The 25,963-nt window shown below is 45.3% G+C and carries 28 protein-coding genes and 1 riboswitch; of the genes, 8 read left to right on the top strand and 20 right to left on the bottom strand.

Going from position 1 to position 25,963, the window contains the following annotated elements:
* Nucleotides 1-773: 773 nt before the first annotated feature.
* Entirely contained in the window at nt 774-2,165 is a 1,392-nt protein-coding gene (hemN, locus tag O59_RS18870; protein ID WP_040393488.1) for an oxygen-independent coproporphyrinogen III oxidase, read from the top strand.
* A 78-nt stretch (nt 2,166-2,243) separates the two neighbouring features.
* Here the strand turns inward: hemN and O59_RS18865 are convergent, their stop codons facing one another.
* Nucleotides 2,244-3,860 (bottom strand): hypothetical protein, encoded by a 1,617-nt coding sequence (locus O59_RS18865; RefSeq protein ID WP_007645577.1) that lies wholly within the window; start codon nt 3,858-3,860, stop codon nt 2,244-2,246.
* A gap of 231 nt (nt 3,861-4,091) precedes the next feature.
* Between O59_RS18865 and narL the strand changes: the two genes are divergently transcribed.
* The 3 genes from narL to O59_RS18850 are packed head-to-tail and all read left to right on the top strand — an operon-like array spanning nt 4,092 to nt 6,767.
* Nucleotides 4,092-4,736, top strand: coding sequence for a two-component system response regulator NarL (gene narL / locus O59_RS18860; protein ID WP_007645575.1), 645 nt, complete (start codon nt 4,092-4,094; stop codon nt 4,734-4,736).
* A gap of 20 nt (nt 4,737-4,756) precedes the next feature.
* On the top strand, nt 4,757-6,013 hold the full coding sequence (gene glp, locus O59_RS18855) for a gephyrin-like molybdotransferase Glp (protein ID WP_040393485.1): 1,257 nt from the start codon (nt 4,757-4,759) through the stop codon (nt 6,011-6,013).
* 16 nt (nt 6,014-6,029) lie between these two features.
* Nucleotides 6,030-6,767, top strand: coding sequence for a sulfite exporter TauE/SafE family protein (locus O59_RS18850; RefSeq protein WP_040393482.1), 738 nt, complete (start codon nt 6,030-6,032; stop codon nt 6,765-6,767).
* 24 nt (nt 6,768-6,791) lie between these two features.
* Here O59_RS18850 and O59_RS18845 read toward each other — a convergent pair whose 3' ends face one another.
* From O59_RS18845 to moaA, 6 genes are all read right to left on the bottom strand, one after another.
* The gene (locus O59_RS18845; protein WP_007645564.1) at nt 6,792-8,114 is read right to left on the bottom strand and encodes a VCBS repeat-containing protein; all 1,323 of its coding nucleotides are present in this window, start codon (nt 8,112-8,114) and stop codon (nt 6,792-6,794) included.
* Between the two features lie 254 nt (nt 8,115-8,368).
* Nucleotides 8,369-8,839: a molybdenum cofactor biosynthesis protein MoaE gene (locus O59_RS18840; RefSeq protein ID WP_007645562.1), complete on the bottom strand. Its 471-nt coding sequence runs from the start codon at nt 8,837-8,839 to the stop codon at nt 8,369-8,371.
* 9 nt (nt 8,840-8,848) lie between these two features.
* Nucleotides 8,849-9,097 carry a MoaD/ThiS family protein gene (locus O59_RS18835; protein WP_007645560.1) on the bottom strand — a complete coding sequence of 83 codons (249 nt, stop codon included), beginning with the start codon at nt 9,095-9,097 and terminating at the stop codon, nt 8,849-8,851.
* Nucleotides 9,090-9,611, bottom strand: a complete 522-nt coding sequence (moaC, locus tag O59_RS18830; protein WP_007645558.1) for a cyclic pyranopterin monophosphate synthase MoaC — start codon at nt 9,609-9,611, stop codon at nt 9,090-9,092. Before moaC ends, O59_RS18835 begins: the two co-directional genes overlap by 8 nt.
* Nucleotides 9,612-9,620: 9 nt before the next feature.
* The gene (gene moaB, locus O59_RS18825) at nt 9,621-10,166 is read right to left on the bottom strand and encodes a molybdenum cofactor biosynthesis protein B (protein WP_007645556.1); all 546 of its coding nucleotides are present in this window, start codon (nt 10,164-10,166) and stop codon (nt 9,621-9,623) included.
* Nucleotides 10,167-10,199: 33 nt separating this feature from the next.
* Nucleotides 10,200-11,186 carry a GTP 3',8-cyclase MoaA gene (gene moaA / locus O59_RS18820; RefSeq protein ID WP_007645554.1) on the bottom strand — a complete coding sequence of 329 codons (987 nt, stop codon included), beginning with the start codon at nt 11,184-11,186 and terminating at the stop codon, nt 10,200-10,202.
* A riboswitch (molybdenum cofactor riboswitch) is annotated at nt 11,175-11,295 on the bottom strand. (Overlaps the previous gene by 12 nt.)
* Before the next feature lie 167 nt (nt 11,296-11,462).
* On the opposite strand from moaA, the gene O59_RS18815 reads away from it, so the two are divergent.
* Nucleotides 11,463-12,725, top strand: a complete 1,263-nt coding sequence (locus tag O59_RS18815) for a U32 family peptidase C-terminal domain-containing protein (protein WP_040393547.1) — start codon at nt 11,463-11,465, stop codon at nt 12,723-12,725.
* A 2-nt stretch (nt 12,726-12,727) separates the two neighbouring features.
* Nucleotides 12,728-12,943 (top strand): 4Fe-4S binding protein, encoded by a 216-nt coding sequence (locus tag O59_RS22340; RefSeq protein WP_040393479.1) that lies wholly within the window; start codon nt 12,728-12,730, stop codon nt 12,941-12,943.
* Between the two features lie 32 nt (nt 12,944-12,975).
* On the opposite strand, the gene O59_RS18805 is transcribed toward O59_RS22340, so the two are convergent.
* The 5 genes from O59_RS18805 to O59_RS18785 all read right to left on the bottom strand — a co-directional run bounded on the left by O59_RS18805 (nt 12,976) and on the right by O59_RS18785 (nt 17,456).
* A complete protein-coding gene (locus tag O59_RS18805) occupies nt 12,976-13,344 on the bottom strand; it encodes a putative zinc-binding protein (protein ID WP_040393476.1) in 369 nt (122 codons plus the stop codon).
* A 74-nt stretch (nt 13,345-13,418) separates the two neighbouring features.
* Nucleotides 13,419-14,705, bottom strand: coding sequence for a nitrate/nitrite transporter (locus tag O59_RS18800; protein ID WP_007645548.1), 1,287 nt, complete (start codon nt 14,703-14,705; stop codon nt 13,419-13,421).
* A gap of 126 nt (nt 14,706-14,831) precedes the next feature.
* Nucleotides 14,832-15,500: a molybdenum cofactor guanylyltransferase MobA gene (gene mobA / locus O59_RS18795; RefSeq protein ID WP_007645547.1), complete on the bottom strand. Its 669-nt coding sequence runs from the start codon at nt 15,498-15,500 to the stop codon at nt 14,832-14,834.
* Nucleotides 15,501-16,394: a U32 family peptidase gene (locus tag O59_RS18790; protein ID WP_007645546.1), complete on the bottom strand. Its 894-nt coding sequence runs from the start codon at nt 16,392-16,394 to the stop codon at nt 15,501-15,503.
* Nucleotides 16,395-16,448: 54 nt separating this feature from the next.
* Nucleotides 16,449-17,456 (bottom strand): peptidase U32 family protein, encoded by a 1,008-nt coding sequence (locus tag O59_RS18785; RefSeq protein ID WP_007645545.1) that lies wholly within the window; start codon nt 17,454-17,456, stop codon nt 16,449-16,451.
* Between the two features lie 84 nt (nt 17,457-17,540).
* Here O59_RS18785 and O59_RS18780 point away from each other — a divergent pair, with 84 nt between their 5' ends.
* Complete coding sequence (locus O59_RS18780) at nt 17,541-18,053, top strand: SCP2 domain-containing protein (protein WP_050977123.1); 513 nt, start codon at nt 17,541-17,543, stop codon at nt 18,051-18,053.
* 102 nt (nt 18,054-18,155) lie between these two features.
* On the opposite strand, the gene nrdD is transcribed toward O59_RS18780, so the two are convergent.
* Complete coding sequence (gene nrdD, locus O59_RS18775; RefSeq protein ID WP_007645542.1) at nt 18,156-20,009, bottom strand: anaerobic ribonucleoside-triphosphate reductase; 1,854 nt, start codon at nt 20,007-20,009, stop codon at nt 18,156-18,158.
* A gap of 36 nt (nt 20,010-20,045) precedes the next feature.
* Nucleotides 20,046-20,513 carry an anaerobic ribonucleoside-triphosphate reductase activating protein gene (gene nrdG / locus O59_RS18770; RefSeq protein WP_007645540.1) on the bottom strand — a complete coding sequence of 156 codons (468 nt, stop codon included), beginning with the start codon at nt 20,511-20,513 and terminating at the stop codon, nt 20,046-20,048.
* A 221-nt stretch (nt 20,514-20,734) separates the two neighbouring features.
* Here nrdG and O59_RS18765 point away from each other — a divergent pair, with 221 nt between their 5' ends.
* Nucleotides 20,735-21,118 carry a hypothetical protein gene (locus O59_RS18765; RefSeq protein WP_007645539.1) on the top strand — a complete coding sequence of 128 codons (384 nt, stop codon included), beginning with the start codon at nt 20,735-20,737 and terminating at the stop codon, nt 21,116-21,118.
* A gap of 14 nt (nt 21,119-21,132) precedes the next feature.
* Here O59_RS18765 and O59_RS18760 read toward each other — a convergent pair whose 3' ends face one another.
* From O59_RS18760 to narH, 6 genes are read right to left on the bottom strand one after another with little or no spacing between them, the layout of a single operon-like run.
* Nucleotides 21,133-21,402: a hypothetical protein gene (locus O59_RS18760; protein ID WP_007645537.1), complete on the bottom strand. Its 270-nt coding sequence runs from the start codon at nt 21,400-21,402 to the stop codon at nt 21,133-21,135.
* 1 nt (nt 21,403) lies between these two features.
* A complete protein-coding gene (ytfE, locus tag O59_RS18755) occupies nt 21,404-22,126 on the bottom strand; it encodes an iron-sulfur cluster repair protein YtfE (protein ID WP_007645535.1) in 723 nt (240 codons plus the stop codon).
* A 27-nt stretch (nt 22,127-22,153) separates the two neighbouring features.
* A complete protein-coding gene (locus tag O59_RS18750; protein ID WP_040393472.1) occupies nt 22,154-22,921 on the bottom strand; it encodes a peptidylprolyl isomerase in 768 nt (255 codons plus the stop codon).
* A 34-nt stretch (nt 22,922-22,955) separates the two neighbouring features.
* Nucleotides 22,956-23,645, bottom strand: a complete 690-nt coding sequence (gene narI, locus O59_RS18745) for a respiratory nitrate reductase subunit gamma (RefSeq protein WP_007645530.1) — start codon at nt 23,643-23,645, stop codon at nt 22,956-22,958.
* Between the two features lie 11 nt (nt 23,646-23,656).
* On the bottom strand, nt 23,657-24,394 hold the full coding sequence (narJ, locus tag O59_RS18740) for a nitrate reductase molybdenum cofactor assembly chaperone (RefSeq protein WP_007645528.1): 738 nt from the start codon (nt 24,392-24,394) through the stop codon (nt 23,657-23,659).
* 5 nt (nt 24,395-24,399) lie between these two features.
* Complete coding sequence (narH, locus tag O59_RS18735; protein WP_007645526.1) at nt 24,400-25,935, bottom strand: nitrate reductase subunit beta; 1,536 nt, start codon at nt 25,933-25,935, stop codon at nt 24,400-24,402.
* Nucleotides 25,936-25,963: the final 28 nt, after the last annotated feature.

Raw genomic sequence — 25,963 nt, 5'->3', positions numbered from 1 at the left:
TATAATCAGTATTCGAATGCCGATGGCATTTGTGCCTGTTAGGCATGATGGCCACTGCTTTTTTTGTTAATAATGAATAATCTGCAGTCCTGCCCAAGCGGTTCCAGCTAGTTGCTCGTAATATTTTACTAACTCGGTTAGAGGTTGGGTCATTACCGCGCCCTGAGGTTGTTAGCTGCAGGATCAACATATGAAACAGTATTGTTTGTATCAGAGTTAATATCAAAAACGACGCGCGCGTGTACTGCAAAAAGGCCTGGATGTTGATTTTCGTCAACCACCACAAATAAAGGGCTTTGCGATACAAGTTGCTTCCAACGTTAAAGTGTCGGATTTGCAGGTGGCTCACTAGAAAGATTAAGTTTAATGATTGCCTCTTTGATAGCTGATAGCTGGCATAGCCGCTTGAATCAAAACTTTACCCGCTGAATTCGCATGACACACAAGATGGCCAGCAATCCTCACCATTATCGGCAATAAATGCACAGGCTAAGCCACAAGATGGCGCAATCTTCCGTGTGTCTCAGCAGATCTTGCTTTGTCGTTTGGCCAACCTCCAGGTTTGACTTCCCTGGCTCTAGTTGACACTCCCAAGCTACTTTCAAAATAAAATTGGTTCGGATCAAATAAATTTTAATGTATCAAATTATCCGGCGTGCCCATGCTCAATAAATTGATACATGTCAATCGCTTATTTTATAAAAAGCGTATGCTGAAAAGCTATTTCTCACAAATAGCTCTGCACTAGAGTTACCAGATATCAAGGTTGTTTTATGGCTTATTTTCAGGCTCCACTTGAATGGAATTTGGATCTTATTAGACGATATGATTTAACCGGGCCGCGTTATACGTCATATCCTACCGCGCCACAATTTTGTGAAAGCTTTTCTGCGTCCAATTTTAAAGCGGCGGTTGAGAGGAGTAACGCGAGCGGAAGGCCGCTGTCGCTTTATTTTCATATTCCTTTTTGCGATACCCTTTGCTTTTATTGTGGATGCAACAAAGTAGTTACTAACAATAAAGGCCGTGCGCAACCTTATTTGGAGCGTATGGAGCGGGAAATGGCGATGCAGTCAGAGTTATTTGATTCCGCGCGACTTGTAACTCAATTACATTGGGGTGGTGGTACCCCCACTTTTATCAGTGATGATGAAATGTCTTGGCTGATGGCTGCGACACGCAAGCACTTTACATTGCTGGATGATGACGCAGGTGAGTACTCCATCGAGATTCATCCAGGACGCGTATCGACTAACACTATGGGGCATTTGCGTAAACTTGGTTTTAATCGAGTCAGTATGGGTGTGCAGGACTTTGATTCTCAGGTTCAAAAAGCAGTAAATCGTTATAACAGTGTTGAAGATGTAAGCGCCTTGGTAAAGGCACTACGCCAACAAGAGTATCGCTCGATCAGTATGGATTTAATTTATGGCCTGCCAATGCAAACTTTGACCAGTGTCGGTGAAACATTAAATAGAGTGATCGAGCTTTCGCCCGACCGCCTGTCATTATTTAATTATGCCCATATGCCGCATCTTTTTAAGAGCCAGGAATTAATTAACGAGCGTGATCTTCCCTCAGCAGAGCAAAAAATTGAACTTTTGTATATGGCGATAGAGCGTCTGCAGGGCGCTGGGTATATTTATGTTGGCATGGATCATTTCGCAAAACCGGATGATAGTTTGGTACAAGCACAAAGAGCAGGAAAGTTACAACGAAATTTTCAGGGCTACTCCACACACGGAGATTGTGATTTGCTCTCTTTTGGCGCCTCTGCGATTAGCGCATTCGGCAACGTTTATATACAAAATGCAAAACGCGTTGAACATTATCAAAAATCAATTGACTCGGGTGCAATCCCTTTTATTAAAGGTATCGAATTAACCGGCGAAGATCTTTTGCGACAATTTGTAATTAATCAGTTGATTTGTCATTTCAATTTAAATTTTGCTGCTGTTGATAGTGCATTTTGCCTGGATTCGCGCAGTCATTTTGCTAAAGAGTTAGCGCAATTAAAACCAATGATTGATGATGGGTTACTCAGCATTGACGATGAGGGCATTGAAGTTCTCAATGCGGGGCGGTTGCTTATTCGTAGAATTTGTATGGTGTTTGATGAGTACCTTAACAACGCATCAACAATTCGTTACTCCAAGGTAATTTAGTCGGTAATATTTTTTGGGGGGTGAGCAGGGGGTGCAATAGTGGTTGGATTGCACTACCTGCTCAAGGTTGTAAGGTTTTCAGGGATTATAAAATTCGCCCTGTTTGCGTAAATAAAACCACCAGTTTAGTAACACACACACCAGATAAAATACCGCAAAACCCAGCATCGCATATTCCGGTGTGGCAGCTTTGATTTGCTCGCCAAATACTTGCGGAATATAAAATGCCCCATAACCCGCTACCGCAGAGGTCCATCCCAGTGCCGGGCCCGCTTGTTCTTTAGGAAAAATATTGGCGATGGAGCAGAAGGTTGAACCATTACCCATACCACTTGCGGCAAACAAACCCAAGAACACTAAAAAGAAGGGCGCAAAATACTGCTCAGGGCTGGCGGATTGATAGGCCATGCGCATGTAATAAGCCGCAACTATCGACAAAATAACCATGGCAATCGCACACATTTGTGTGACCAGTGCACCACCAAACTTGTCAGATACCCAACCTCCTACCGGGCGAATGAGTGCGCCAATAAAGGGGGCGATCCATGCGTAAGTCAGAGCGCTTGGGCCATTCGGGTTGAGGGTATTGTGGGTCATCACTCCATCGATAGTTACATGACTAAAACCAAAAATGACTTGAATAGACAGCGGGAAGGCTGCTGAAAAACCAATAAATGAGCCAAAAGTCATCACATACAACACACTCATTACCCAGGTGTGTTTGTTGTTAAAAATTTTGTATTGGCGATCAAGACTGGTGCGAATAGTCCCTGGTAGCGCTTTGAGTAACATCACTGTGGCAAACAATACCAGCACCAGTACCAGTTCTTTGGGGATCCCAAAGCCGGAGCCATTGACACTGGCAGGCATGATTAGCCACAGCCCCAGCGCCGAGGTTGCGAAGCCAATTAACATCATTGCGATAATGATCGCAAAAGAGCGCGGCGCTCCGCCTGCCAGATTGGGACTTACCTCTGCGGTGTTGATGTTGTTCATACCAAACCAAATCGCAAAAGCGAGTGGGATGAGCAGCAGTAACCAGACAAACCCCGCGTTTTGAATCCAGGTTTCGGTACCCGCAGGGATGGCACCGATTAAAGTGCCGCTTGCAGATTTCAACACCATTGGGTCGCCACCCAATGCGCCAAAGGCGCCAAATGTCATAAACAGCGGTACCAGAATTTGCATACTGGTCACACCGAAATTACCTAACCCGGCATTTAGGCCAAGTGCTAATCCCTGCTGCTTACGAGGATAAAAAAAACTGATGTTAGACATAGACGCTGCAAAATTACCCCCGCCAATTCCGGAGAGCAGCGCCATTAATTGGAACACCCAAAACGGCGTGTTTTGATCCTGCAAAGCCAGACCGGTTCCAATTGCAGGTAGCATCAATAAACTGGTGGTTAAAAAAATGGTGTAGCGGCCACCGCACAAGCGAATAAAAAAACTTGCTGGAATGCGGAGTGTCGCTCCGGTTAAACCGGCAATTGCCGCGAGGCTGAATAAATCGCCGGCCTGATAGGGAAAGCCAAGATTCAGCATTTGCACGGTAATAATGCTCCACTGCATCCAAACGGCAAAGCCACAGAGTAAGCTTGGAATTGAGATCCACAAATTGCGATTGGCAATTGCTCTCCCGCGTGAATCCCAGAACGTTTGCTGTTCCGGTTCCCATTGTTTTAGGTCAGACATGTGAAGCCCTCGGTCAAAAAGTTGTTTTCCCACAAGTATCACTATGGCTTTGCGCAGACATGGAAACTATTCAACCTCAGTGTTAAGTTGGGGTATTAGAAGTGTTACCCGACCTGCCCAATAGGGGTAGGTGCGTTTGATCTATCTACCCACAAAGGGGCATGCGCTGCCCTTAGGTTCTGTAAGCAGTTAAACTGCAGATGATGATGTATTGATATTGAGGAGAGTCTTGTGACAGAAACGGCCGCGAGCATTATGTTGGTGGACGATCACCCTTTATTGCGTAAAGGGTTGCGTCAACTTTTAACACTGTCGGGTGAGATGGAAGTCGTAGCCGAAGCGAGCAATGGCAAAGATGCGATTAAATTGGCGAGTGAACTAGACCCTGATTTAATTTTATTGGATTTGAATATGCAGGGCATGGATGGTTTGGAAACACTACGCCATTTGCGCGATGAAGGTGTCACCTCGCGCATTGTGATGCTCACTGTGTCCGATGCCGATGAGGATGTGCTCAGTGCAATTTCAGCGGGTGCAGATGGCTATTTGCTAAAAGACATGGAACCGGAAGATATGCTGGTGCAAATCGAACGCGCCTTATCCGGCAAAATGGTGTTGAGTGAAGCGGTCACGCAGGTACTGGCCACCGCCATTCGCAATCCCACCACAAAAGGTGCTGTGGGTAGTGACAGTCTCACCCAGCGTGAATTGGAAATTCTGAAATTAATTGCCAAGGGCATGAGTAATAAAGTCATTGCCCGCGAATTGGATATTTCAGATGGCACAGTCAAAGTGCACGTTAAACATTTGCTGAAAAAATTGCATTTGCGCTCACGCGTAGAAGCAGCCGTGTGGATGATTAATCAACAAAACTAATCTTCAGTAGAGATATGCTAATGGATTGTTGTTCACAGCCTGGGTTGTTATCAGTACATGACGCGTTATTGCGTATGCACCAACAATTAACTCCAGTGCAGGAAGCTGAGTGGGTTGAATTGGCATTCGCATTGGATCGGGTGCTCGCTGAATCAGTGTTGGCAAGCATTAATGTTCCTGCCGGTGATAACTCTGCAATGGATGGCTATGCGCTGCGTACTGGTGATGCACAAACTGAAGGTGCTGTGTTTGATGTGATTGGTCAGTCTCTGGCTGGGCACCCCTTTCGCTTTACAGAGCAAGAGGGTGTGCAGTCGGCGCTCGGTAAAATGCAAGTTGTGCGCATTATGACCGGTGCGATGATTCCAGGTGGTGCCGATGCCGTGGTGATGCAAGAAAATGTTACGCGTACTGCTCAAACACTGCATCTGAACAAACTTGTGGTGCAAGGCGAAAATATTCGTCGCGCCGGTGACGATATAAAAAAGGGCAGTGAAGTTCTGAGTAAAGGACATCGTATAAGTGCGCTGGATATTGGTTTGCTAGCATCGCTGGGGATTGCGCGCATCAAGGTTTGGCGGAAGTTGCGTATCGCTGTGTTATCTACGGGCGACGAGTTATTGTCACTTGGCAGTACGCACGACGAGGATAAAATTTATGACAGCAATCGCCCTTTGCTATGCGCACTCTTGCAACGATTAAACGTCGAAATAAAAGATATCGGTATTATCGCCGATGATCTGTTAGGTCTTCGCGCAGCGTTTATGCGGGCTGCACAATGGGCTGATGTCGTCATTTCTACCGGTGGGGTCTCTGTGGGTGATGCGGACTACACCAAAACAATATTGGAAGAGTTAGGCCAAATTGACTTCTGGAAAGTCGCGATGAAGCCGGGAAAACCTTTTGCTTTTGGCCGTTTAGGAGCAGGTTGGTTCTTTGGGTTGCCGGGCAATCCTGTTTCAACTGCGGTCACTTATCATCAGCTTGTTGTGCCTGCGGTGCGATATCTAGCGGGTGAGAAATCGGTTGAATCAGTGCAACTGAATGCTATCGCAAAACAATCCTTTAAAAAGCATCCTGGGCGAATGGATTTTCAGCGTGGAGTTTTAGCGAGTGAGCAAGGTGTTAATACCGTTGTTAGCGCCGGTTCGCAAAGCTCTGGCGTGTTAAGCAGTATGGCAAAGGCTAATTGTTATATTCGCCTGGAGGCAGAGCGGGGGACAGTACTGCCAGGTGAAACGGTCACCGTTATCCCTTTCGATAGCTTTATTCGCTAATTACGGTGAGGTTTTTTTGGATTTACTATCGCTGTTAATTGCTTGCGGTATTTTTTTTGCGGCCGTCTTGTATTCTTCAGTGGGACATGCGGGTGCCTCTGGCTATATTGCAATTATGGCGCTTGCGGGGCTCGCCCCGGAAAGTTTGAAACCGGCCGCACTTGCGTTAAATATTTTAGTCGCCACTATCGCCAGTACTAAATATATTCGCACTGATGCATTTTCCTGGTCGCTGCTGTGGCCATTAATTATCACCTCTATTCCCTGCGCTTATCTCGGTGGCGGACTAACGCTTCCAAGTGATTATTACAAACCTATTCTGGGTGCTGTATTAATTTATGCGGCATTCCATTCGTTTTTAACTGCTAAAAAAGCGCCTCCCCAAAAAATACAGGCACCAAAAAAATGGTTGTTAATGTGTGCGGGGTTAATTATTGGGTTCTTGTCGGGGTTAGTCGGTGTCGGCGGGGGAATTTTCCTGAGCCCTCTATTGTTATTTCTGTGTTGGGGGGAAACTCGCGTAATCTCGGGTGTAGCCGCAGTATTTATTTTGGTAAATTCCGTAGCGGGCTTGCTAGGGGTCATTTCCATGCATCCGGTATTGCCAGAGGGCATTGGCTATTGGGCAGTTGCCGCCATATTGGGTGGCTGGTTGGGTGCGGAATTCGGCAGCAAACGTTTTAGTGCTACCCTTATTCGCCAAGTAATGGCGTTGGTACTGTTGGTTGCCGGAGGAAAGATGTTTTTAGGGTGAGGCTGATTTTTTGCAGCTAATTTTTTATTTTCTCCCCATATTTTCAAGAATCACAATTCTTGGTGTAGGACTTGGCTTTGCGTCTTTACTTTTATCACTTGAGTTATTCATTTTAAATAAAAGATCCAACCTAAGGCTACCGGCAATAATATCCAAATATCCGTCTCCGGTGACATCGGCTAATTCAAATGATGCAATGCTCGCTGGTTTGGCGATAAGGTCGTGTTGAATAAAGTTCTGCTTGCCGTCATTTTCAAACCAAACCATGCTTTGTCGTTTTGGATCATTCCAATCATTCATAAAGCTGCTCGCCACTAGATCCAAATCGCCGTCATTATCCATATCGCCGGCTAGTGCCAAGGCTGCTCCATAAAACCTGCCTATATCGCGGTATCTAAATGTTTTACCATCAAGGTTTTCTAACCACTGAACGCCATGATACGGTTTTAAATCATTTTGAGTGTCGTAAGCATCGCCATTGGTAAACAAAATATCCATGTCGCCATCTAAATCCAAATCAACCAAGCGCATACTGGTGGAACCAAACATGGGGTGTGGGCCGCGTGCGAGCACACTTTGAGTAAATTGTTTGTTGCCTTGATTAATAAAAGCCATAAATAATTCATGCTCTTGAGATATGAGGCTAATGAAGTCCATGTGCCCATCGTTGTTTATATCCCAAGGAATTATGTTGAGTGCACCGGTCACGTTTAATAGGCTTCGTTTTGCATGCTTGTTGTTACCCTGATTTTCTAACCAGAATATTTCACCGCTATTACCTCCTCCAAAGGCTGCAACTATTATGTCAAGATCGCCATCCTTATCTACGTCGATGGCTCTGACTTCTGCAATACGGCCTATGCCATCCATAAGCATTTCTTTGGAAAATGTTCCGCCGGTTTTTTTTCTGAGTAGAAAAATTTTCCCTACCTGTTTATCGGTATACGGAAGAACGCCAATATCTCCAATAAGCATATCGTTATCAAGATCACCATCATAATCAATAATATCGGCGTAAACAGATGTGCTTATGTCAGCAATTTTTTGCTCATTCCATTTTCCGTTATCTTTTGATAGTAAAAATACCGCATTATTGCTCATATCACTTACTATAAAATCGGGATTCTTACTGCCATTAATAGCTGCCAGTTTGATATTGGTGATAAGGGGCATATCTTGAGTTGCGCCAACTACATGCTGTTTGAATGTCAGCCTGTCTGACGGTTTGTTGTAAGGCAGGGCGGGCAAATTTTCAGGTGCAGTGCCATAATAGAATGCCGTAATATCCCGCGTTTGATTAGCGTCTATGATTGCCTTCCCGTATTTCTTTAAGGCAATTTCATTCATGGTCTCAATTATTCTTGGCCAACTTTTTTTGGGGGCTACATTAGGGTTCGGCATTGAATGGCATGATCCGCAGTAATCCTTTGCCATACCAATAATTCGTTGAAGATTATCGTCAGATAGCGTGTCGTTGCTAGATAACAAGATTAGCGCTGCAAATAGATAACAAATATTTTTTATATTCATAATTGAAAATAACGTCCGAAACTCTTACAACCATTAAACTTCAGTTAGGAGGGGTAATCTGGGGGGGAGATTTACCAGCGCTGGGCGAGTTGCTCGTCACTGTCTTTGGCTGAAACCCAATAGGACTCTAGTTTGCTATTCGGATAGCGTTTTATAGTTTCTTTTTTCCAAAAAGGAGCAATTGTTTTGAGCTTATCCATCAGGAATTGCACCGCGTCAAATGCACTGGCTCGGTGTGCACTGCTAACTCCAATCATGACAATCTGATCACCCGGCATAAGTCTGCCGGTACGATGAATAATAGTTACCCCTAACAAAAGCCAACGCCTGCGTGCTTGTTCAACTAGTTTATGCAATGCGTGTTCAGTCATCACCGGATAATGTTCCAAGGTCAAATCGACCAGTTGTTGCGGTGGTAAAAAGTCACGTACTAGACCGGTGAACAACACCACAGCACCGCAAGGTGCACTGATCGCTCTAAGTGAATCGTATTCGGTTTTTAGGTCAAAATCCTCGGTTTGTACGCGAATGGTGAAAATCATTATTTACCTCTAGCCACCGGTGACCGGCGGAAAAAAAGCCACTTCATCACCTGCGACGATATTAGCATTTACGTTCGCCATTGCATGATTAACGGCAATCAGTATTTTTTTTTCTGAAAATATTTTTTCCCACTCAGGGTGATCGGCGATTAATTGCTCAAGTAGGGATTTTACTGTGGTACCGTAAAAGTCGGTAACAAAGCATTCAGCACACTGGAGTCTTTCGCGTAGTTCTGCAAAAAAGAATACTTTAATCATGTCGATTATCCTTATGCCAGTCGCCGCCTTTGCCTCCGGATTTCTGCTCCAAATAAATGCTGCTTATTTCCATATTTTTATCTACGGCCTTGCACATATCATAAATAGTCAGTGCGGCAATACTTGCAGCCGTTAGTGCTTCCATCTCCACGCCTGTCTGACCATTAGTAACGCAGCGGCTGCGAATAAATATTGCCCCAACTGAAGCATTGCAATCAAACTCTACACTGACTTTTGATAGCGCAAGTGGGTGACAGAGAGGAATTAAATCAGCCGTTTTTTTTGCCGCCATAATGCCCGCAATACGCGCCACCGCTAATACATCGCCTTTTTTCAGGCCGGCATTATTGATCAGTTCAATCACATCGGGGCGCGTGCTCACAATCGCACTCGCGACCGCGATGCGTTTGGAGATTTTTTTATCGCTCACGTCCACCATGCAGGCAGCACCAGTGTGATCGAGATGAGTGAGGGTGGGTAATTGGCTGGTAGTGTGCAGATGATTATTGAGCATAAAAATTATCTATCCTCGAGTTTCACAAGCAGCACGTGCGGTCATTTTTAAATGCGGAACGAAGTTGCACGGGCCTTGAGTGGAATCTAGTTGGTACTTAATAATCTCATCCCAGGCGGTTTTGCAAGCGTTAGTGGAACCGGGCAAGCAAAAAATCAGCGTATTGTTTGCAAGCCCAGCTACCGCGCGAGATTGAATAGTGGAAGAACCTATATGGCGATAGGAAATCTGGCGAAATAATTCGCCAAAACCCTCTACAGTTTTATCAAATAAGGGGGTCATGGCCTCCGGGGTTGAATCGCGTCCGGTAAAACCCGTGCCTCCCGTAATTAAAATAACCTGAATTTTTTCATCGGCAATCCACTGCGAACATTGCGCCCGAATTTGATAGATATCGTCGATTGCCAACGCGCGCGCGGCCAGTTGATGCGTGGAGTCTTGTAAGCGTTCTACCAACGCAGTACCTGATGTATCCGTTTCCAAATTGCGAGTGTCTGATACCGTAAGTACGGCAATCGCCAGCGGTTGAATAGTGTCTGTGGTGTGATGCCCCATGGAAAATGCTCCAGTTTAAATTGGTAAATTACCTTAACCGCCAATCATGGCGAGGTGACGGGTTGATCCAGTATGTAGTTGGGCTAATTCATGACCAGCAGTTTTGTGCAACAGTGCGGCACGTAAAAAATGGATCACTGGTTCTGGATCATCACACTGCAATAAATGCCGCAGGGATTGATGCTGCTCAGCAAATAGACATAAATATAGTTCTGCTTTGCTGGATACCCGCAGGCGATTACAGTCTGAACAAAAGTTTTTGCTGTAGGGCATTATCAGGCCGATGGAGCCGATGTAATCCGGGTGGATAAATTCTTTGGCGGGTCCAGCATTAATGCTGCGAATCTTCTGGGCCCAACCTTCACTTAGCAGCCGTTGCTCAATACTTGCTCCACTTAGATGTTGGCGAGAAAAAAAATCCGCGTTGTCGCCAGTGCGCATTAACTCAATAAAACGAAGGGTGATTTTTCGGGTTTTAATAAATGCAAGAAAATCGTCCAGCTCGCGGGCATTCTGTTCGCGTAGCAACACAGTATTAATTTTGAGTTGGTTAAAACCAAGTTCCTGAGCCTGATCAAGGCCTGCTAAAATACTGCGCAGTTTTCCGCTGCCAGTGATCAGTTGAAACATCTCCGGGCGCAAGCTATCAATACTGACATTAAATGAATCTAACCCAGCCGTTCGCCAGGTAGCCACATCTTTTTCCAGTCGAAAGCCGTTGGTAGTCAGTGCTACTGAATTAATTCCTGTAACACCTTTGCACGTTTTGATGATTTCACACAGATCGCGACGTAAACTTGGTTCACCGCCGGTCAGGCGAATCTTCTGCGTTCCCAATAAGGCAAATGCGGTGACTAAACGACGAATCTCGATGAGTGTTAAATCATCGTTCATTGAGTGACATTCACTGCCATCAGGTAGGCAATAACTACAACTAAAATTACATTTTTCGGTTAGCGACAACCGCAAATAGGTAAATGCGCGCGCAAATGTATCCGTAAGTGGATTTTCAACCAACATAAAACACCTTTCCAAATCCGGGAGGCATTTTCGTTTCCAAAAAAACCCATTGGCTTAATTCCATAATCGGGATGACCTTAGGTCATTAAGCTCGGCGTTTATCAATGGTAGTTAGTATTCCCTGGAGTTGTAATTGCCGTAAATAGGGTTGCGGCATACCTCCTATTGGGTATGCATTCTCGCTAGCATGAGGCGATTAAGCTTGCGCTAAATCAAATAATATTCAGTAAATATAATTTAATCTCTCCACTTTTTTTATTTGTGGATTTTTTTATGATGCTACCAGAATTGCTATCACCAGCTGGAAGCCTAAAAGCGATGCGCGTGGCGTTTACTTATGGTGCTGATGCGATTTATGCAGGGCTGCCGCGGTATAGTCTACGCGTACGCAATAACGAATTTACATTGGATAATTTGGCAATTGGTATTGCCGAGGCTCACAACCAAAATAAACGCTTTTATGTAGTGGTAAACCTGTTACCCCATAATGCAAAAATTAATGATCTGATAAAAAATATCGCCCCGGTCGTGGAGCTTAACCCAGATGCATTAATTGTTTCCGACCCAGGTGTGATCCATCTGTTGCGCGAAGCATTTCCTTCGGTGCCACTACATCTCTCAGTTCAGGCTAATACTATGAATTGGGCTGCAGTAAAGTTTTGGCACGCACTGGGAATATCCCGAATTATTTTGTCTCGTGAACTAGGGTTGGACGAAATCGCAGAAATAAAACAGCGCTGCCCGGAGATAGAACTTGAGGTGTTTGTGCATGGCGCTCTCTGCATGGCATATTCCGGGCGCTGTCTAATATCAAACTATATGAACAAGCGCGATCCGAATCAGGGTGCATGCACCAATGCTTGCCGCTGGTCTTATAGTGTCAATGAAAAGCCGGAGGCATCGCGCTCGATATTTGTGGCCAGCGCGGGTGATCCACAAGCAGAGTATTTGCTGGAGGAAGATGAACATGGCAGTTATCTGTTTAATTCTAAAGACCTGCGTGCGGTTGCATTGGTAGAAAAATTAGTGGCGATTGGTGTGAATTCATTAAAAATTGAAGGGCGCACCAAATCCGCTTATTACGTAGGACGTACAGCGCAGGTGTACCGGCGTGCAATTGACGATGCAGGTAGCGGTAAACCGTTTGATAATAATTTGCTCTCAGAGTTAGAAGGCATGGCCAACCGAGGCTATACCGAAGGCTTCTTGCGACGTCATCAACATCAGGAAATGCAGAATTACACACGTAATTTTAGTATCGGAATGCAGCAGGTTGTAGGTGAAGTTATTGATCGTAGCGACTCAGGCCAATTAATTATTGATGTAAAAAACAAATTCCAAATAGGAGATAAGTGTCTATTGATGACGCCGCAAGGAAATATAGGTTTTACCTTGGAACACATCTATCAGCTTCAGGGAAAATCAATAGACGTTGCACCGGGTTCTGGTCATATAGTGTGTGTTTCTTTGCCTGATTCTATCCCTGATCATTACTTGCTCAATATTGAGTATGCAATGTTGATTGCAGAGAGCTTCTAGTGATGGCACCGGGAATAACTAATTATATTATTTGGATTGATGATAGTTGTATCAACTGCGATATGTGCGTCCCTGAATGCCCTAGCGAAGCCATCGCTATGGGTGTTGAACATTATGAAGTGAGTACGGATATTTGCATTCTATGTAAAGATTATTATGAACATGAAACATGTATTTCGGTTTGCCCTATCGGTTCGGTTCGCAAAAAAGTTGTGTAGTGGAACCTAAACATTTTGCTATACCCCCACAGCTAGATTGAAGATAACAATTTATGTGCAGCCGCAAGCGATTTGTACATATCGCTTGGGCTGCAGGCTTCATGGTCACGCTTCTTGATTCCTAATTCAGTTAATTCCATGTGCCATTGAGGAACGATACTGTGTCTCTCCAATACTTTTTTTACGCAGGCGACTTTGCAGCCATCAATAGCCAAAATAGGCCGGTCAGATTTTGCAGTTTTTACCAGGTTTTTTACATTTCCACCTACGCCAGCAATACAAGACATTTGTGCATGTCCCTCTCGGTCAAGGGTGACGGCAAGATCATTTGCGAGCTGAGCAACATTAGAACAGCCAGAACAGGAATACACCAATGGTAAGTTCGCATCTTTCTTATTCATTTCTGCCTCGCTAGCGCGGTAGTAAATAGTGTTAATCAGTATAGAAATTTATTGCAAGCAATGATTGATGTATATCAATTCACTTCTCTTCTTGTCAGGGCAATTCTTTCACTTCCAGGAATTCGATAAAAATCACGCTCTGCATGTACAGGGCGTACTTCAGAAAAGTACATCCACATTAGCGAGGTCCAAATAATGCCAAACATAAACATAAATGCGGATGAGCGGACTCCGGTTAAATCGACTAACGCACCAAATAAAATAGGCAAAATAAATCCACCTAAACCGCCAGCCAAACCTACCACTCCGGAAACAACACCAATATTATTTGGGTAATCATCAGAAATATATTTAAATACCGATGCCTTGCCTACTGCGAAAGCAATGCCCATGGTAAACATAATAATAGTGAAGGTAATTGCTCCCAAACCGAGGTGAAAACTTTTAGGACCATCAATGGTGGTGATTACTATTTCTGTGGGCGGGTAGGAGAGAAAAAACAAACACACGAGCGATACCCAAAGCACCCACCAAGTTACTGTGTGAGCCCCAAATTTGTCAGAGAAGTATCCACCCAATGCGCGCAGCATGCCGCCGGGTAAACTAAATGCAACGGCCAGGAGTGCAGCTGTTTTTAAATCAAAGCCGTATTCGGTGATGTAATATTTTGTCATCCATAACGAGAGCGCCACATAACCGCCGAAAACAATTGAATAATATTGACTGTAGCGCCATACCCGTGGATCTTTTAATACTGCAAGTTGTTGTTTAATAGTGATGCTGCTAGCCGCGCTGTGGGATTTATCAGTAAAGCTAAAAAACCAAAATAAAATCGCTGTGATTAGCATAAGCACGGCGTAAACTTTGGGAACCATTGTCCAGCCATACGCTACTACTATCAAAGGTGCAACTAGCTTGGTAACAGCTGCTCCGGTATTGCCTGCACCGAATATTCCCATTGCCAAGCCTTGGCGCTCTTTTTTAAACCAGCGAGCGCAATAGGCAATCCCAACGGTAAATGAACCACCCGCGACGCCCACAAATAAACTCAAAACTAGAAATTGCCAATAGACAGTTGCATAAGAAATTAGCCAAATCGGAATCACCGTTGAAAGCATCAAAATAAAGAATACGATTCTTCCACCAAAACGGTCGGTCCACATGCCCATGGGTAGACGGATTAAAGATCCAGTCAGCACAGGCATCGCTATCAGTAAACCAAATTCAGTTTCATTGAGTGCCAATGCTTCTTTGATAGGAATTCCAATAACCGCGAACATCATCCAAATCATGAAACAAATGGTAAATGAAAACGTACTGGCGATTACAACTGACCAGGATTTGTATTCACTTTTTTCCATAATTAATCTCCTAGTGATACCAATAATTCACAACACGAGTATAAATAACTGCATGTCATTCAATAGGAGTGTACTGTGCACCTTCTAGGCTTGCTATCGGTGCGGGGCGGTTTGAGTGGGTAACCGCTACCTATAACGGGGTAGGTCTGAAGGGTCTTTGTATTGCGCTGATATTGAATGTGCTGCAATTAAATCCTGAGGAGTGTTAACGTTAAAAAAAGCGTTTTCCTCACTGTTAGAAAAATCAACGGTGACTGCTTGCAGTAGGCGCAATATGTCTTGCATTCGGTATTTTTTAGTTGAGCGTAAAATTGCGTCCAGTTGCGGAAGAAGTGAGATATTCCAGAGTGCAAAAACATACTGCTGTTGGTGATTGTGTTTTGCGACGTAAACGTGATTATTGTGTAGCGTTGTTGCTTGCAAGAATCGACTATACAAATCAGTGGGTATAAAGGGCGTGTCAGAAGCGACACTGAGCAACCAGTTCACCGCTGAATTGGCCACGCGCAGGTATTGCATGCTACTAGCGATGCCTGCAAGTGGACCTGAGAATGGCGAGTATAGGTCTTTAACAACACTGATATGTGCAGGCCTATGTGTGGGGTGTCTAAAAATATCCTCCGCCAGTGTAGAGTCGGGGGCAATATTCAAAAGAATTTCATCTACTTGCGGGGTAAGTCTTGATAGTAATGAGTCGATGATGCGTTCCTCGCCCAAGGAGCAAAGGCACTTAGGTTGCCCGCCCATTCTGCTGGAGCGGCCGCCCGCCAATACTACGGCGATTGCTTTTTCCATTTAGCGGATTCCCGTGCTAGCGATGATTAATTCTTTGCCCGCTTGCTCATGCCAAAATCCGTTGCAGTCAGGCTTTTGCAAAGGAAATGTTGTTGGATTATGTAGTTGTTGTTGAAAGCGCTCTAGCCACAAAAAGGTATCGTTTTCTTGGGGGCTTAAACGAATAATATCAATGGTATTATGCAGGCCTTGCAAATCGTTAATGAGGTTGTGGCGATAACCGGATTGGGTTTGAATACCGTTTAATGTAAATAATGTCTCGCCCTCTTGGCTGGTGACTGCTCGGCCTACTGGATATTTTATGCAGCACAAATCGCATTGATCTTTGGACTTACCCTCAGCACGCGCGGTAAAACAGCGCGCTGACCACGCTAGTGGTATGTGACCAAAGGCAAACAGTTCGGTAGTAATACATTCGCGTACATCGTTTATTTCGTTGCTGTCTAACATGGCCTTTATCCAGCGCAGGGGTAATTCAACGGGAACTACCCAACGTTGCATACCCATTTTCATTAAATAGCGCAAACTGTGTTGGTTATAACAATTGAGTGTATTGCCTGCCACAAAAGGCAGCCCGCGCTCGTTCAGTAAACCCACGGCGCCTATGTCATTTGCTTCAATTAAAAATTCGCCGTTGTCGCAGTAGCGATTTAACTCGCGTAAATCCGCTGGAGATTCCAGCAGTGTCATGCTGGAGAGTACAACTTCTTTGCCCGCTTCACGCAATTGGTGGGCAAGGGCGATGTAATCTTCCAAGCGCAATTCGCGTCGTTTGGGGCACACGGTTTCACCCAAATAGATAATATCCACACTGGATTCAGCGGCCGTCCGGTAAAAATCCAGCACGCTATTTTTATCCCAAAAATATAAGATTGGACCAAGTGAAAATTTCATAATGGAGCCTGTATTGTTTATGGATACCTGCTCTGCAGGTACGACAATAAATTTTTAACGCCACTCACGTTCATAGGCGCCCAAGGTGGTTTGGCTGCCTTCGGCCAGTTGCGCGAGTGCAGACTGCCATTCATTTTTAACTAAAAATTTCTCAGGGTCGGCGCGGCAGCAATCGATGGCTTCGCGCCATGCGCGTGTAACTTGTGCGACGTAAGCCGCGCTGCGTTGGCGCCCTTCAATTTTTAATGAGCGAATACCCAGTGCGAGAAGTTCCGGCAATAATTCCATCGTGTTTAAACTGGTGGGCTCTTCCAATGCATGATAAGGCGTTGAGCCGGGTTCATCGGCGAGTGTAAAGCGGCCTTTGCACAGTGTTGGGTAGCCTGCTGTTTCATTAGTGCCAAAGCGATCAATTAATACATTATTTAAACGGGATTCCAACACGCCATTGCGGTCTTCCCAGCGCACAAATTCGGCAGGTGAACAGGCACCAAATGTATTGGGTGATTGCCCGGTTAAATAAGAACTTAAATAGCAACGCCCCTCCGCCATAATGCACAGACTGCCAAACGCAAACACTTCTAAGGGCGTGGTGCATGAGCGCGCCAGATTTTTTACTTGTGCGATAGACAGTACCCGGGGCAATACCACACGCTGCACATTAAATTGCTGTGCATAAAAATCGATGGCGGCTGCGTTAGTTGCCGATGCTTGTACCGATAAATGCAGTTCTGCTTGTGGGTAGCGTTCGGCGGCATATTGCAGAATGCTCAGGTCAGCAATAATCAGCGCATCAACTCCACAAGCAATTGCTTCATCTACTGCGCTTGTCCAATGCTGCCAGGTATCTGGGTGCGCAAAGGTATTAATTGCCAGATGTACCTTGCATCGGTGTTGGTGCGCATAGTGTGCGGCTTCTTTCAGTTTTAAGGCGTCCAGATTCAAACCGGCAAAGTGACGCGCGTTAGTTTCGTTGCGCAGCCCTAAATACACCGCATCGGCACCATTTTCAATGGCGGCTTTGAGTGCAGGGATATTGCCTGCGGGGCATAACAATTCCATCGCCTACCTCCAATGGTTTATAGCCAGCCTGGTGTTAGCTTGTCATGATGGGTAAAGCTCTATTGTCGATCATGAGGTGCAAAAATGTTATACCAACAAAGGGTAAGCAAAGGGGTAGAAGCTCTCGCACGAAAAGTGATTCCACATTTGCCTGGCGCAATGAGTCGGGCTGCGCGCGTGGTGCCTGACCGGTTGCAGCAAGTGGCGCTGGCACGCAGCCTTAACTATGCGCTACGCGAGGCTATTGCTGCGGGTGAATTGGATTTTTTTTGCGATAAATTACTGAATATTTGTGTCAAGGACATAGGTGTTCAATTCAGCATCCGCTACCGTAATCATAAGCTTGTGGTTGAGCACTTACAGACCGAGGCCGATCTGCGTTTTAGTGCTAGCAGTTACGATCTGTTGCTGATTGCAACCCAGAGGCTTGATCCTGACATGCTGTTTTTTCAGCGGCGGCTGGAAATGAATGGTGATACTGAATTGGGTTTGGGGATTAAAAACTTATTGGCCAGTATTGAGTTAAATACACAATTACCACCGCGTATCGGTGCGGCCGTACAACAAATTGCTGGATATGTTGCGCGTTATCGCTAGATTATTCCTATAAAAAACTGCACACCGGCTAAGGGGTACCGGGTGCAGAAAGGGTTGAGGAGATTTTATTGTTGGGTGATCAACTTGCTCGGGATTTCAATCTTATACGCATACCGCTGCAAGCACCGATTGCGGTTTGTTAGTGATTGTCCTCTTATTTTCATCTACAGCAGTGTTCGCTTTTCTTAAATGATAGTGACGTAATTTGTGTTCCTTGCGGCGTCCGGCACTGAATGAGGAAATGCGCTTTAGATAACCAATCACCCGGGTGCCATAGTCCACATCATCAGACCCACAAGCCTGGCATTTATGTAAGGTGCGTTTATCAATCTGCTGGCATTGGTTACAGATAGTTATTTTTACGTTGATGCAAAAATAATTACAGCCAGTTTTAGCCGCAATGTTGATAAGATTTACGTAGGCATCTGCACTTAATGCTTCATCAAGATTCAAATGGAGCGCGGAACCACCGTCAAGATAATCAATTAGCTCGCGGCCATGCATAATAAACTTATCGAGTGGGTTGGTATGATCGTCCTCCACAACATAAAAATACGAGTTATAGCATTCACGCTCCACTTTATAGCCATCGGCTTTATCCCATTTGGCGTTTTTAACCCCCAGGTTTTCAGCCGGAACAAATTCAGTATTGAACAAGTAGCCAAATTCTTCTTTGGCGGCGCGGTTAGCGTTGTAAATGACTTTTAAATGATTTTGCACAAATTCAATATATTGTGGATTATTGCTGGCACGAATGCCTTGCGACTCGGCCGCCTCTACCATGCCGTTAATGCCGATTGTGAGAAATTGTTTATCCAGGCTGATAAAACCGGCGGAATACACATTGAGCATGCCAGCGGCTAAATAGCCTTCCATTAATTGACGATAGGCGACTTGGTAACAGTGAATTTTTTTCACTTCGGTGAGTAAGTCGCGTTTATCCTGTACCAGGCGATTCATATTAATTGTGATCACATTGATCGAACCAGTTGCAACTCCACCAGCTCCCAGTGTGTAAGAAAATGTGTGGTCGCTAATTTCGTTGCGCAGGCGACAGCAGGAGGCGAGCGAATCGGCATTGTCGGAAAGATACATGAAAAACGCGCTACCTTGAGCCAGATGTGAGCCAATAGACGCGGCAAAGGAGTGATCTTTACATTGACCATTTTCGGTGAGCATCGCCACTGTCACTACCGGAAAGGTCAACAAGGTTTTGCTGCGCTCGGCATTAAACCAATGCAGGAAAAAATCTTGCAGTTGTGCAACGCTCTTCCATTCTGGCTTGGTGAAATCCGGAAATACAAATTCACCGAACATTGAATCAAAATAATGTTGGTCGTAAATGGAAATGTTCCAGAACACACTTTGATAACCGCGCGCTGCTGCTGGTTGATTAAGCGCGTAAACAACATGTTGTAAATGATTGGCGATTTGTTTGGTGTGGGTGTTCAGGTAGTTGTCACCATAGTCTCTGCGGGCGAAATAATCAAAGTAGGTGAGAAATTCGACGGTGGCTATGGCACCGGCAAATTGTGAGCTTACGGCAAATACAAAATTCACAAACGTGCCGCAAAAGGATTCCAGGTGTTGTGGTGCGCGCGATTCACCGCCCAGCTTAGTTAATCCATCTAACAAAAATGGATACATGGTGAGTGATGCACAGTAGGGCTTTAGGCTGGTTTCATCGTGCACATAAATTTCATGCTGTTCAATCTGGCGGATATATTCTGCTGCCATAGTATCACCAAATAATTCCGCAATCTTTCGGCGCACCTGTTCGCGGTTGACTTGTACAAAAAAATCTTTCATTAATTCCGCCTCCAATGTCGCAATATTTTTTTGCGTCACATTGGCATTGGCGTCCATAGTGGAACCGTCGGCTGCATTTTCTGCCGCCAAATAATGCTGAATAAAATCTAATTTTTCATTGAGTTGGGCAGGGTTCAGACGCAGCATAAAAACTCCTCGTTATGAATAATGACTAGTGTATGATTAACAATTGGCGCTAGTGTGGAACTTGTAATTCAGTAATTCGTTTGTGCGCAAATCGATAAAGCGCTGATTGGTGTTGGGATTGTCTAAACCGCCGCGCGCTGCAACCCAAGCCCCGGTTTTCACATAGGTCAAATGCGGTAACAAGCAATCGGGTATCAGATCAAAACCGCTGTATAGACAGGTGTTTAAGTTGGCGCGCCGCGCTTGTTCAAGCAGAGGCTGCAATAAACCCGGTAGCCATTCGCCGCCAAAAAAGACAACACAGCTAATCAGGCCGCGATAAGCGTCCAAACGGCTCTGGAAATAATCACCATAGAGTGGTTCACCCACTTTGGGATTGCGATACTCGCTGCTATGGCAGCCTTTGCAGCGCAGCGGGCAGCCAGTAATGGTGTAGGCGAGTGAGGTTTCACCAGGTACTTCCTGCCATACAACTTGTTCATTCACAAAGCGCATAAATTTCATAAAACACCACATCTAGTATTTATATTTTCTTTTGTGTCTATATGTGGTGCAAGGCTAGTGTGCGAACGGGCTTCAATATTTGATCTATATCAAACTTTGCGTAGAGCTACCCACAAGGGGGTAGGAGAGGTGGCAAGAGGGTGGTTAAGCCTTAGTGGGTATTTCATCGCGAACGTGTAATGCGTAAATTGTGCTATTGGGCAACAAAATGAGGTTAAGCAATGGAACACTTTGATGATTTTTTAACAGCAGCGCGCGCGCAAGCCGATGCGCAACGTTTATTGCTGGTGTTTGTGGATATTGATGAGGTAGCCGATGGCGATGCCAACGAGGGCGGTTTTCTTACGCCGAAAATGTGTGTGGATAAAACGCCGGATGAAATTACCAGCTTCACTGAGCTAGTCGTTGAAGCGACGAAAACCGGTCAGGATTGGTCGCTAATATTTGCGGCCAGCCTCGCCGGAACAGGTGCGCAGGCGCCAAGTAGCACCGATGCCAATAAACCACTTGATGCCATGATTGCAGGCATCAACACCGGTATGATTCAGCAGTATTTGGTATTTGATAAGCAAGGTGGAATTTTATCGCTCACGGCAAATGGGTAGTTACGCGAAAATAGTTAAACTAGATTATTTAACTGCAACACTTTGTAAATTTTTTTGGCACTGCGCGCCAGTTTATTAATGTCACCCAGGCTGGGTGTTTCGCCGCGCGCAAGGCTGGATTCCCAATAAATAATTTCCTGCTCTAAATATTCCAGCAAATTTTTTGCACAGCCAATACAGGCACCGGAGCAGACACGTGCATCATCCAGTTCATCAAAGGGGATATGTGCACGTATCTGCTGCACCAAGTCGAGCATTGCGCTGGTGGTGTCCGGTTTTTTCATATCAACTACAGCTGCCGCAGCAAGTTGAATTGTGCTGCGACTTACTAAATTGCTCCTCCTGTTTAACAAACAGCAAATTGTTTTCCAAATGGATGTGTTCCATTAAATCATTGTGCAATTTCTGCAAACCTAAATAGAGTGCGCGCCAGGTATTGCAGGCCCCTATGGGGGGGTGCATATTATTGGTGAGCCGCTCCAATTCGCGCAGCGCCGCGCCGTGGTCGTCGTGTTCGTGGCGCATCACACTAATAGGGCCAAGCACCATTGAGCCGGTGCCGCGTTTGATCATGGGAAAAAGAATATTTTCTTCCTTTTGCATGTGCTGCTCTAATTCTTGTGCCATCAGTAGCAAATGCTCACTCAAGCCATGGGGGCAGTCGGGTTTGTCCGCATGTACACGTTCCACTTTATTGGCCAAGCGCAACAGTTCAGGCAATTCAGTGCGGTGTACTTGATGAAAATTTTCCAGAATGTAATCAATTAACTCGGCCAAGGGCATTGTTTCTGTTGCAGGTGTTTCGCCTTTATTGGCAATTGCTAATAGCGCATTTGCAATAGTGTCACCGTCCAGATTTTTTTCTTCAGCGGCGCGGCGTAGACTTTTATTGCCACCGCAACAAAAATCTAACCCTTGGCGATGAAAAATAGCTGTGGCGCCCGGAATTTTTCGTGCTAGCTGACCCAGGCTTCGGTTAAGTAAGTCGTGTGCTGTTTCTAAGCTCATGGTGTAACCCTCGCAAGCTAAAGCGGTTTATTGCATAAGCGTTGATGTTGGTGCCGAAAAATCATAACCCTCTATTTTTGCATCGTTAATCAATTGCTGAATGTATTGTGCTATGGCTTTGTGGCGAACTCGCTCCTGTAAAAACTGTGCGATCTTGGTTTTTACATCATCAAATTGCAGTGCTTGGCCTGGGGTGATGCGATTGACTTTAACAATATGAAAGCCGTAGCGACTTTCAAGTGGTTGATGATGTAAACCGACTGGCAAGAGCAATAATTGCCGTTCAAATTCAGGCACGGTTTGGCCGCGGCTGATAACACCCAGGTCTCCGCCTTCTTGTTTAGAGGGGCAGGCGGAATGTTCTTGTGCAAGCTGGGAAAAATCCTGTCCCAATTGCAATTTTATCAACAAGGCTTCAGCATCTTGTTTTGCTGTAATACGCGCGGGTTCATCGTCTGGTGCTGCAGCAATTAAAATATGTTGCAATTCGAGCAGTGGTGAACTCATAAAACGCTGGGCATTGGCGCGGAAGTATTGTTGGCACGCCTGCTCGTCGGCAGTAGGTAATTGCACTTCTTGAGCAAGTAAGGCCTCTATAAAATCTTCATCTGAGGCTTCTGCGTTGTTGTCTCCTACTTGCAACTCCAGTTGTTCCGCGCGTTGGCGTAACAGCTCGCTAATAATTAACGCTTCGGCGGCTTTAATCATCGCTTCACGCTGTGAATCTGCCGGGTGGTATTGCATTTCGGCCAGTACAGCCTGTTCATTAATTGTAGTGTGATTAACCTGAATCATAATTTTCTCCAACACCGGTAAAAAACGCTGTGCATTAACGCCATGCTTTCTTGCGCACTACTTGATAATTCCGGCCGATATATTTAACCGGTACGCTTGCTACATGAACCAGACGGCTGAAGGGAAATACCACAAATAAGCTCATGCCCAAAAATATGTGAAGTTTGAAAATCCAGTGTACGGATAAAATTGCACTTGCCGCTTGCGCTGGATCAAAAGTGGCAATGTTTTGTGCCCAGCTCATTAACAACAACATCTCTTCGCCATCGGTATGCTGCGCAGAAATAAAAATTGATCCTAGGCCTAATATTAGCTGCGCATAGAGTAGTAGCAGTACCGCAATATCCATGTTACTGCTGGTGGCTCGAATACGAGGATTAAATAAACGGCGACGCAATAAAATTGTTAATCCAATGAAACAAATAACACCAAAAATTCCACCCAGCGTCATTGCAATAATTTGTTTGTGATGAGCGTGAATGCCGACTAGATGCCAGAGTTCAACGGGCGTTAATAGGCCGACAAAATGACCCAATAAAACGACTATGATGCCCACATGAAATAAACGGCTACCGGTTTTTAATTGCTTAGTTTCTAGTAGCTGGCTGGAGCTGGCCTTCCAGGTGTACTGCTCCCGATCGTAGCGAATCCAACTCGCGATAAAACAAATAAAAAGTGCAATATAGGGGTAGAGGCCAAATAAAAAAGTATTCAAGTAATTCATAACTGCTCCTATTACCGCGCACTGGCTTGTAGATTAACTAGTTCATCGACATTGAGAAATTCAACATGATCACGGCTTTGTTGTGGTGTCGGGCGCATGGTTGAACTGCTGCAGCTTTCGGAATTTTTTTCTGCACCGAAATTCACCACTTCTTCTTCCCAAACTTTATCCAAAGCTTCGGGAGTGTCATCGCGTTTTTCTTGCTCTAATTGCGCATGTAATTCGTCGAGATTCACCTCCGCACCCGAGAGCAAAAGCAAACAGTGAAATAATCCGGCATAGGGGTTATTGCGTTTTTCCAAGCGACATGCCAGTACTGCCAAAATTGGGGCAACTTCCTCAAGCCCGATACGTGCATTTTCTTCACCCTGGGTCGATAAAAACTCCAGGTACAGCGGTAAATAGTCGGGTAATTCTTTTACTCCTATATCCAAACCGGCATCCCGGTATTGCTGTTGCAGATTCACCATGGCCTGACCTCTATCGCGTGATTCGCCATGGATATGTTCAAACAAATGCAGTGAAAGTGCGCGCCCGCGTTCGAACAAACTGTCATAAGTCGATTGCAAATCCAGAAGCGACGTGTGTGCGTAGTATTTTAAAAATTCATCTAAAAATGTGTTTATTTGTTGTTTGTGTTGCGAAGGTGTTTCTATTAACTGCATACCTATACGCAATACTGCTATCAGCTCGTCGGAGTTGTCTTCCGGGTAATCCATCAGGAGTGATAAAACGGTTAATAATTTCATGGGCCTTACTCCTGAATCGAAACGGGAATGACTTGGCGAACCCCTTTGGCTTTAGTGCCGAATAGGCTCACATCATTGTTGCCATCGCCACAGCCATTACCAAAACTAAAACCGCAACTGTTTTTCAAATCGTAGGCATTTTCGGCATAGGCGCGGTGACTGGTGGGTACTACAAAACGGTCTTCGTAATTGGCGATCGCCATATAGCGATACATTTCCTCTACCGTTACTACATCCAGTCCAACCTGTTTAAGTACCTCCAAATCCTGCACACCGTCCACATGTTTGCTGCGCATATAAGCGCGCATGGCAATCATCCGTTCCAGGGCATGTTCAACTGGTTTTTCATCGCCCGCTGTTAATAAGTTAGCGAGATAGCGCAGGGGAATACGCAAGGATTTCAAATCGGGGATTTCGCCGTTCATGCCCACATGCCCGGCTTGCGCGGCGTTTTGAATGGGTGATAGTGGCGGGATATACCAAACCATTGGCAAAGTGCGATATTCAGGATGCAAAGGCAGTGCGACTTGCCAATCCACCGCCATTTTATAGACCGGTGAACGCTGCGCAGCATCGATCCAGGCTTGTGGAATCCCTTCGGCTTGCGCCGCCGCAATAACGCCAGGGTCATTGGGGTCCAGGAAAATATCCAGCTGTGCCTGATATAAATCTTTTTCGCTCGCGACGCTGGCGGCCTCTGCTATACGATCAGCGTCATACAGTAGTACACCTAAATAGCGAATACGGCCCACACAGGTTTCCGAGCAAACGGTGGGTTGACCCGCTTCAATGCGCGGATAACAAAACGTACATTTTTCTGACTTTCCACTTTTCCAGTTGTAGTAGATTTTTTTGTAGGGGCAACCCGATACACACATGCGCCAGCCGCGACATTTATCCTGGTCGATTAATACAATGCCGTCTTCTTCGCGTTTATAAATCGCACCGGAAGGACAAGAGGCAACACAAGCCGGGTTTAAACAGTGTTCGCACAAACGTGGCAAATACATCAAAAACGTTTTTTCGAATTGACCGTAAATTTCAGTTTGTACTACGTCATCAAAATTTTTGTCTTTTTTGCGTTTGGCAAATTCGGTGCCGAGTATCTCTTCCCAATTTGGCCCCCAATTAATTTTCTCCATGCGCTGGCCGGTAATTAATGACCGAGGGCGCGCAGTAGGTTGGTGCTCGCTTTTTCCGGCGGTGTGTAAGTGTTGGTAATCAAAGTCAAAGGGTTCGTAATAATCATCAATTTCCGGCAGGTCCGGGTTGGCGAAAATATTGGCAAGTACCCGTAATTTGCCACCGATGCGCGGCGTTAATTTTCCATCCGCACTACGCTGCCAGCCGCCTTTCCATTTATCCTGATTTTCCCACTCTTTGGGGAAGCCGATACCGGGTTTGGTTTCTACATTGTTAAACCAGGCGTATTCAACACCTTCGCGTGATGTCCAAACATTTTTGCAAGTAATAGAACAGGTGTGGCAACCGATACATTTATCCAGGTTCAACACCATGCCAATCTGGGCACGAACTTTCATTTTTTTTGCCTCTGTAAATTCGAGAATT

Source organism: Cellvibrio sp. BR (assembly GCF_000263355.1).
Classification (GTDB): domain Bacteria; phylum Pseudomonadota; class Gammaproteobacteria; order Pseudomonadales; family Cellvibrionaceae; genus Cellvibrio.
This window is presented reverse-complemented; position numbering and strand designations above follow the sequence as displayed.

Coding starts and splice junctions, on each gene's coding strand:
- hemN (WP_040393488.1), top strand. CDS start 774: ATGGCTTATTTTCAGGCTCCACTTGAATGGAATTTGGATCTTATTAGA.
- O59_RS18865 (WP_007645577.1), bottom strand. CDS start 3,860: ATGTCTGACCTAAAACAATGGGAACCGGAACAGCAAACGTTCTGGGAT.
- glp (WP_040393485.1), top strand. CDS start 4,757: ATGGATTGTTGTTCACAGCCTGGGTTGTTATCAGTACATGACGCGTTA.
- O59_RS18845 (WP_007645564.1), bottom strand. CDS start 8,114: ATGAATGAAATTGCCTTAAAGAAATACGGGAAGGCAATCATAGACGCT.
- O59_RS18840 (WP_007645562.1), bottom strand. CDS start 8,839: ATGATTTTCACCATTCGCGTACAAACCGAGGATTTTGACCTAAAAACC.
- O59_RS18835 (WP_007645560.1), bottom strand. CDS start 9,097: ATGATTAAAGTATTCTTTTTTGCAGAACTACGCGAAAGACTCCAGTGT.
- moaC (WP_007645558.1), bottom strand. CDS start 9,611: ATGCTCAATAATCATCTGCACACTACCAGCCAATTACCCACCCTCACT.
- moaB (WP_007645556.1), bottom strand. CDS start 10,166: ATGGGGCATCACACCACAGACACTATTCAACCGCTGGCGATTGCCGTA.
- moaA (WP_007645554.1), bottom strand. CDS start 11,186: ATGTTGGTTGAAAATCCACTTACGGATACATTTGCGCGCGCATTTACC.
- O59_RS18815 (WP_040393547.1), top strand. CDS start 11,463: ATGCTACCAGAATTGCTATCACCAGCTGGAAGCCTAAAAGCGATGCGC.
- O59_RS22340 (WP_040393479.1), top strand. CDS start 12,728: ATGGCACCGGGAATAACTAATTATATTATTTGGATTGATGATAGTTGT.
- O59_RS18805 (WP_040393476.1), bottom strand. CDS start 13,344: ATGAATAAGAAAGATGCGAACTTACCATTGGTGTATTCCTGTTCTGGC.
- O59_RS18800 (WP_007645548.1), bottom strand. CDS start 14,705: ATGGAAAAAAGTGAATACAAATCCTGGTCAGTTGTAATCGCCAGTACG.
- mobA (WP_007645547.1), bottom strand. CDS start 15,500: ATGGAAAAAGCAATCGCCGTAGTATTGGCGGGCGGCCGCTCCAGCAGA.
- O59_RS18790 (WP_007645546.1), bottom strand. CDS start 16,394: ATGAAATTTTCACTTGGTCCAATCTTATATTTTTGGGATAAAAATAGC.
- O59_RS18785 (WP_007645545.1), bottom strand. CDS start 17,456: ATGGAATTGTTATGCCCCGCAGGCAATATCCCTGCACTCAAAGCCGCC.
- O59_RS18780 (WP_050977123.1), top strand. CDS start 17,541: ATGTTATACCAACAAAGGGTAAGCAAAGGGGTAGAAGCTCTCGCACGA.
- nrdD (WP_007645542.1), bottom strand. CDS start 20,009: ATGCTGCGTCTGAACCCTGCCCAACTCAATGAAAAATTAGATTTTATT.
- nrdG (WP_007645540.1), bottom strand. CDS start 20,513: ATGAAATTTATGCGCTTTGTGAATGAACAAGTTGTATGGCAGGAAGTA.
- O59_RS18765 (WP_007645539.1), top strand. CDS start 20,735: ATGGAACACTTTGATGATTTTTTAACAGCAGCGCGCGCGCAAGCCGAT.
- O59_RS18760 (WP_007645537.1), bottom strand. CDS start 21,402: ATGAAAAAACCGGACACCACCAGCGCAATGCTCGACTTGGTGCAGCAG.
- ytfE (WP_007645535.1), bottom strand. CDS start 22,126: ATGAGCTTAGAAACAGCACACGACTTACTTAACCGAAGCCTGGGTCAG.
- O59_RS18750 (WP_040393472.1), bottom strand. CDS start 22,921: ATGATTCAGGTTAATCACACTACAATTAATGAACAGGCTGTACTGGCC.
- narI (WP_007645530.1), bottom strand. CDS start 23,645: ATGAATTACTTGAATACTTTTTTATTTGGCCTCTACCCCTATATTGCA.
- narJ (WP_007645528.1), bottom strand. CDS start 24,394: ATGAAATTATTAACCGTTTTATCACTCCTGATGGATTACCCGGAAGAC.
- narH (WP_007645526.1), bottom strand. CDS start 25,935: ATGAAAGTTCGTGCCCAGATTGGCATGGTGTTGAACCTGGATAAATGT.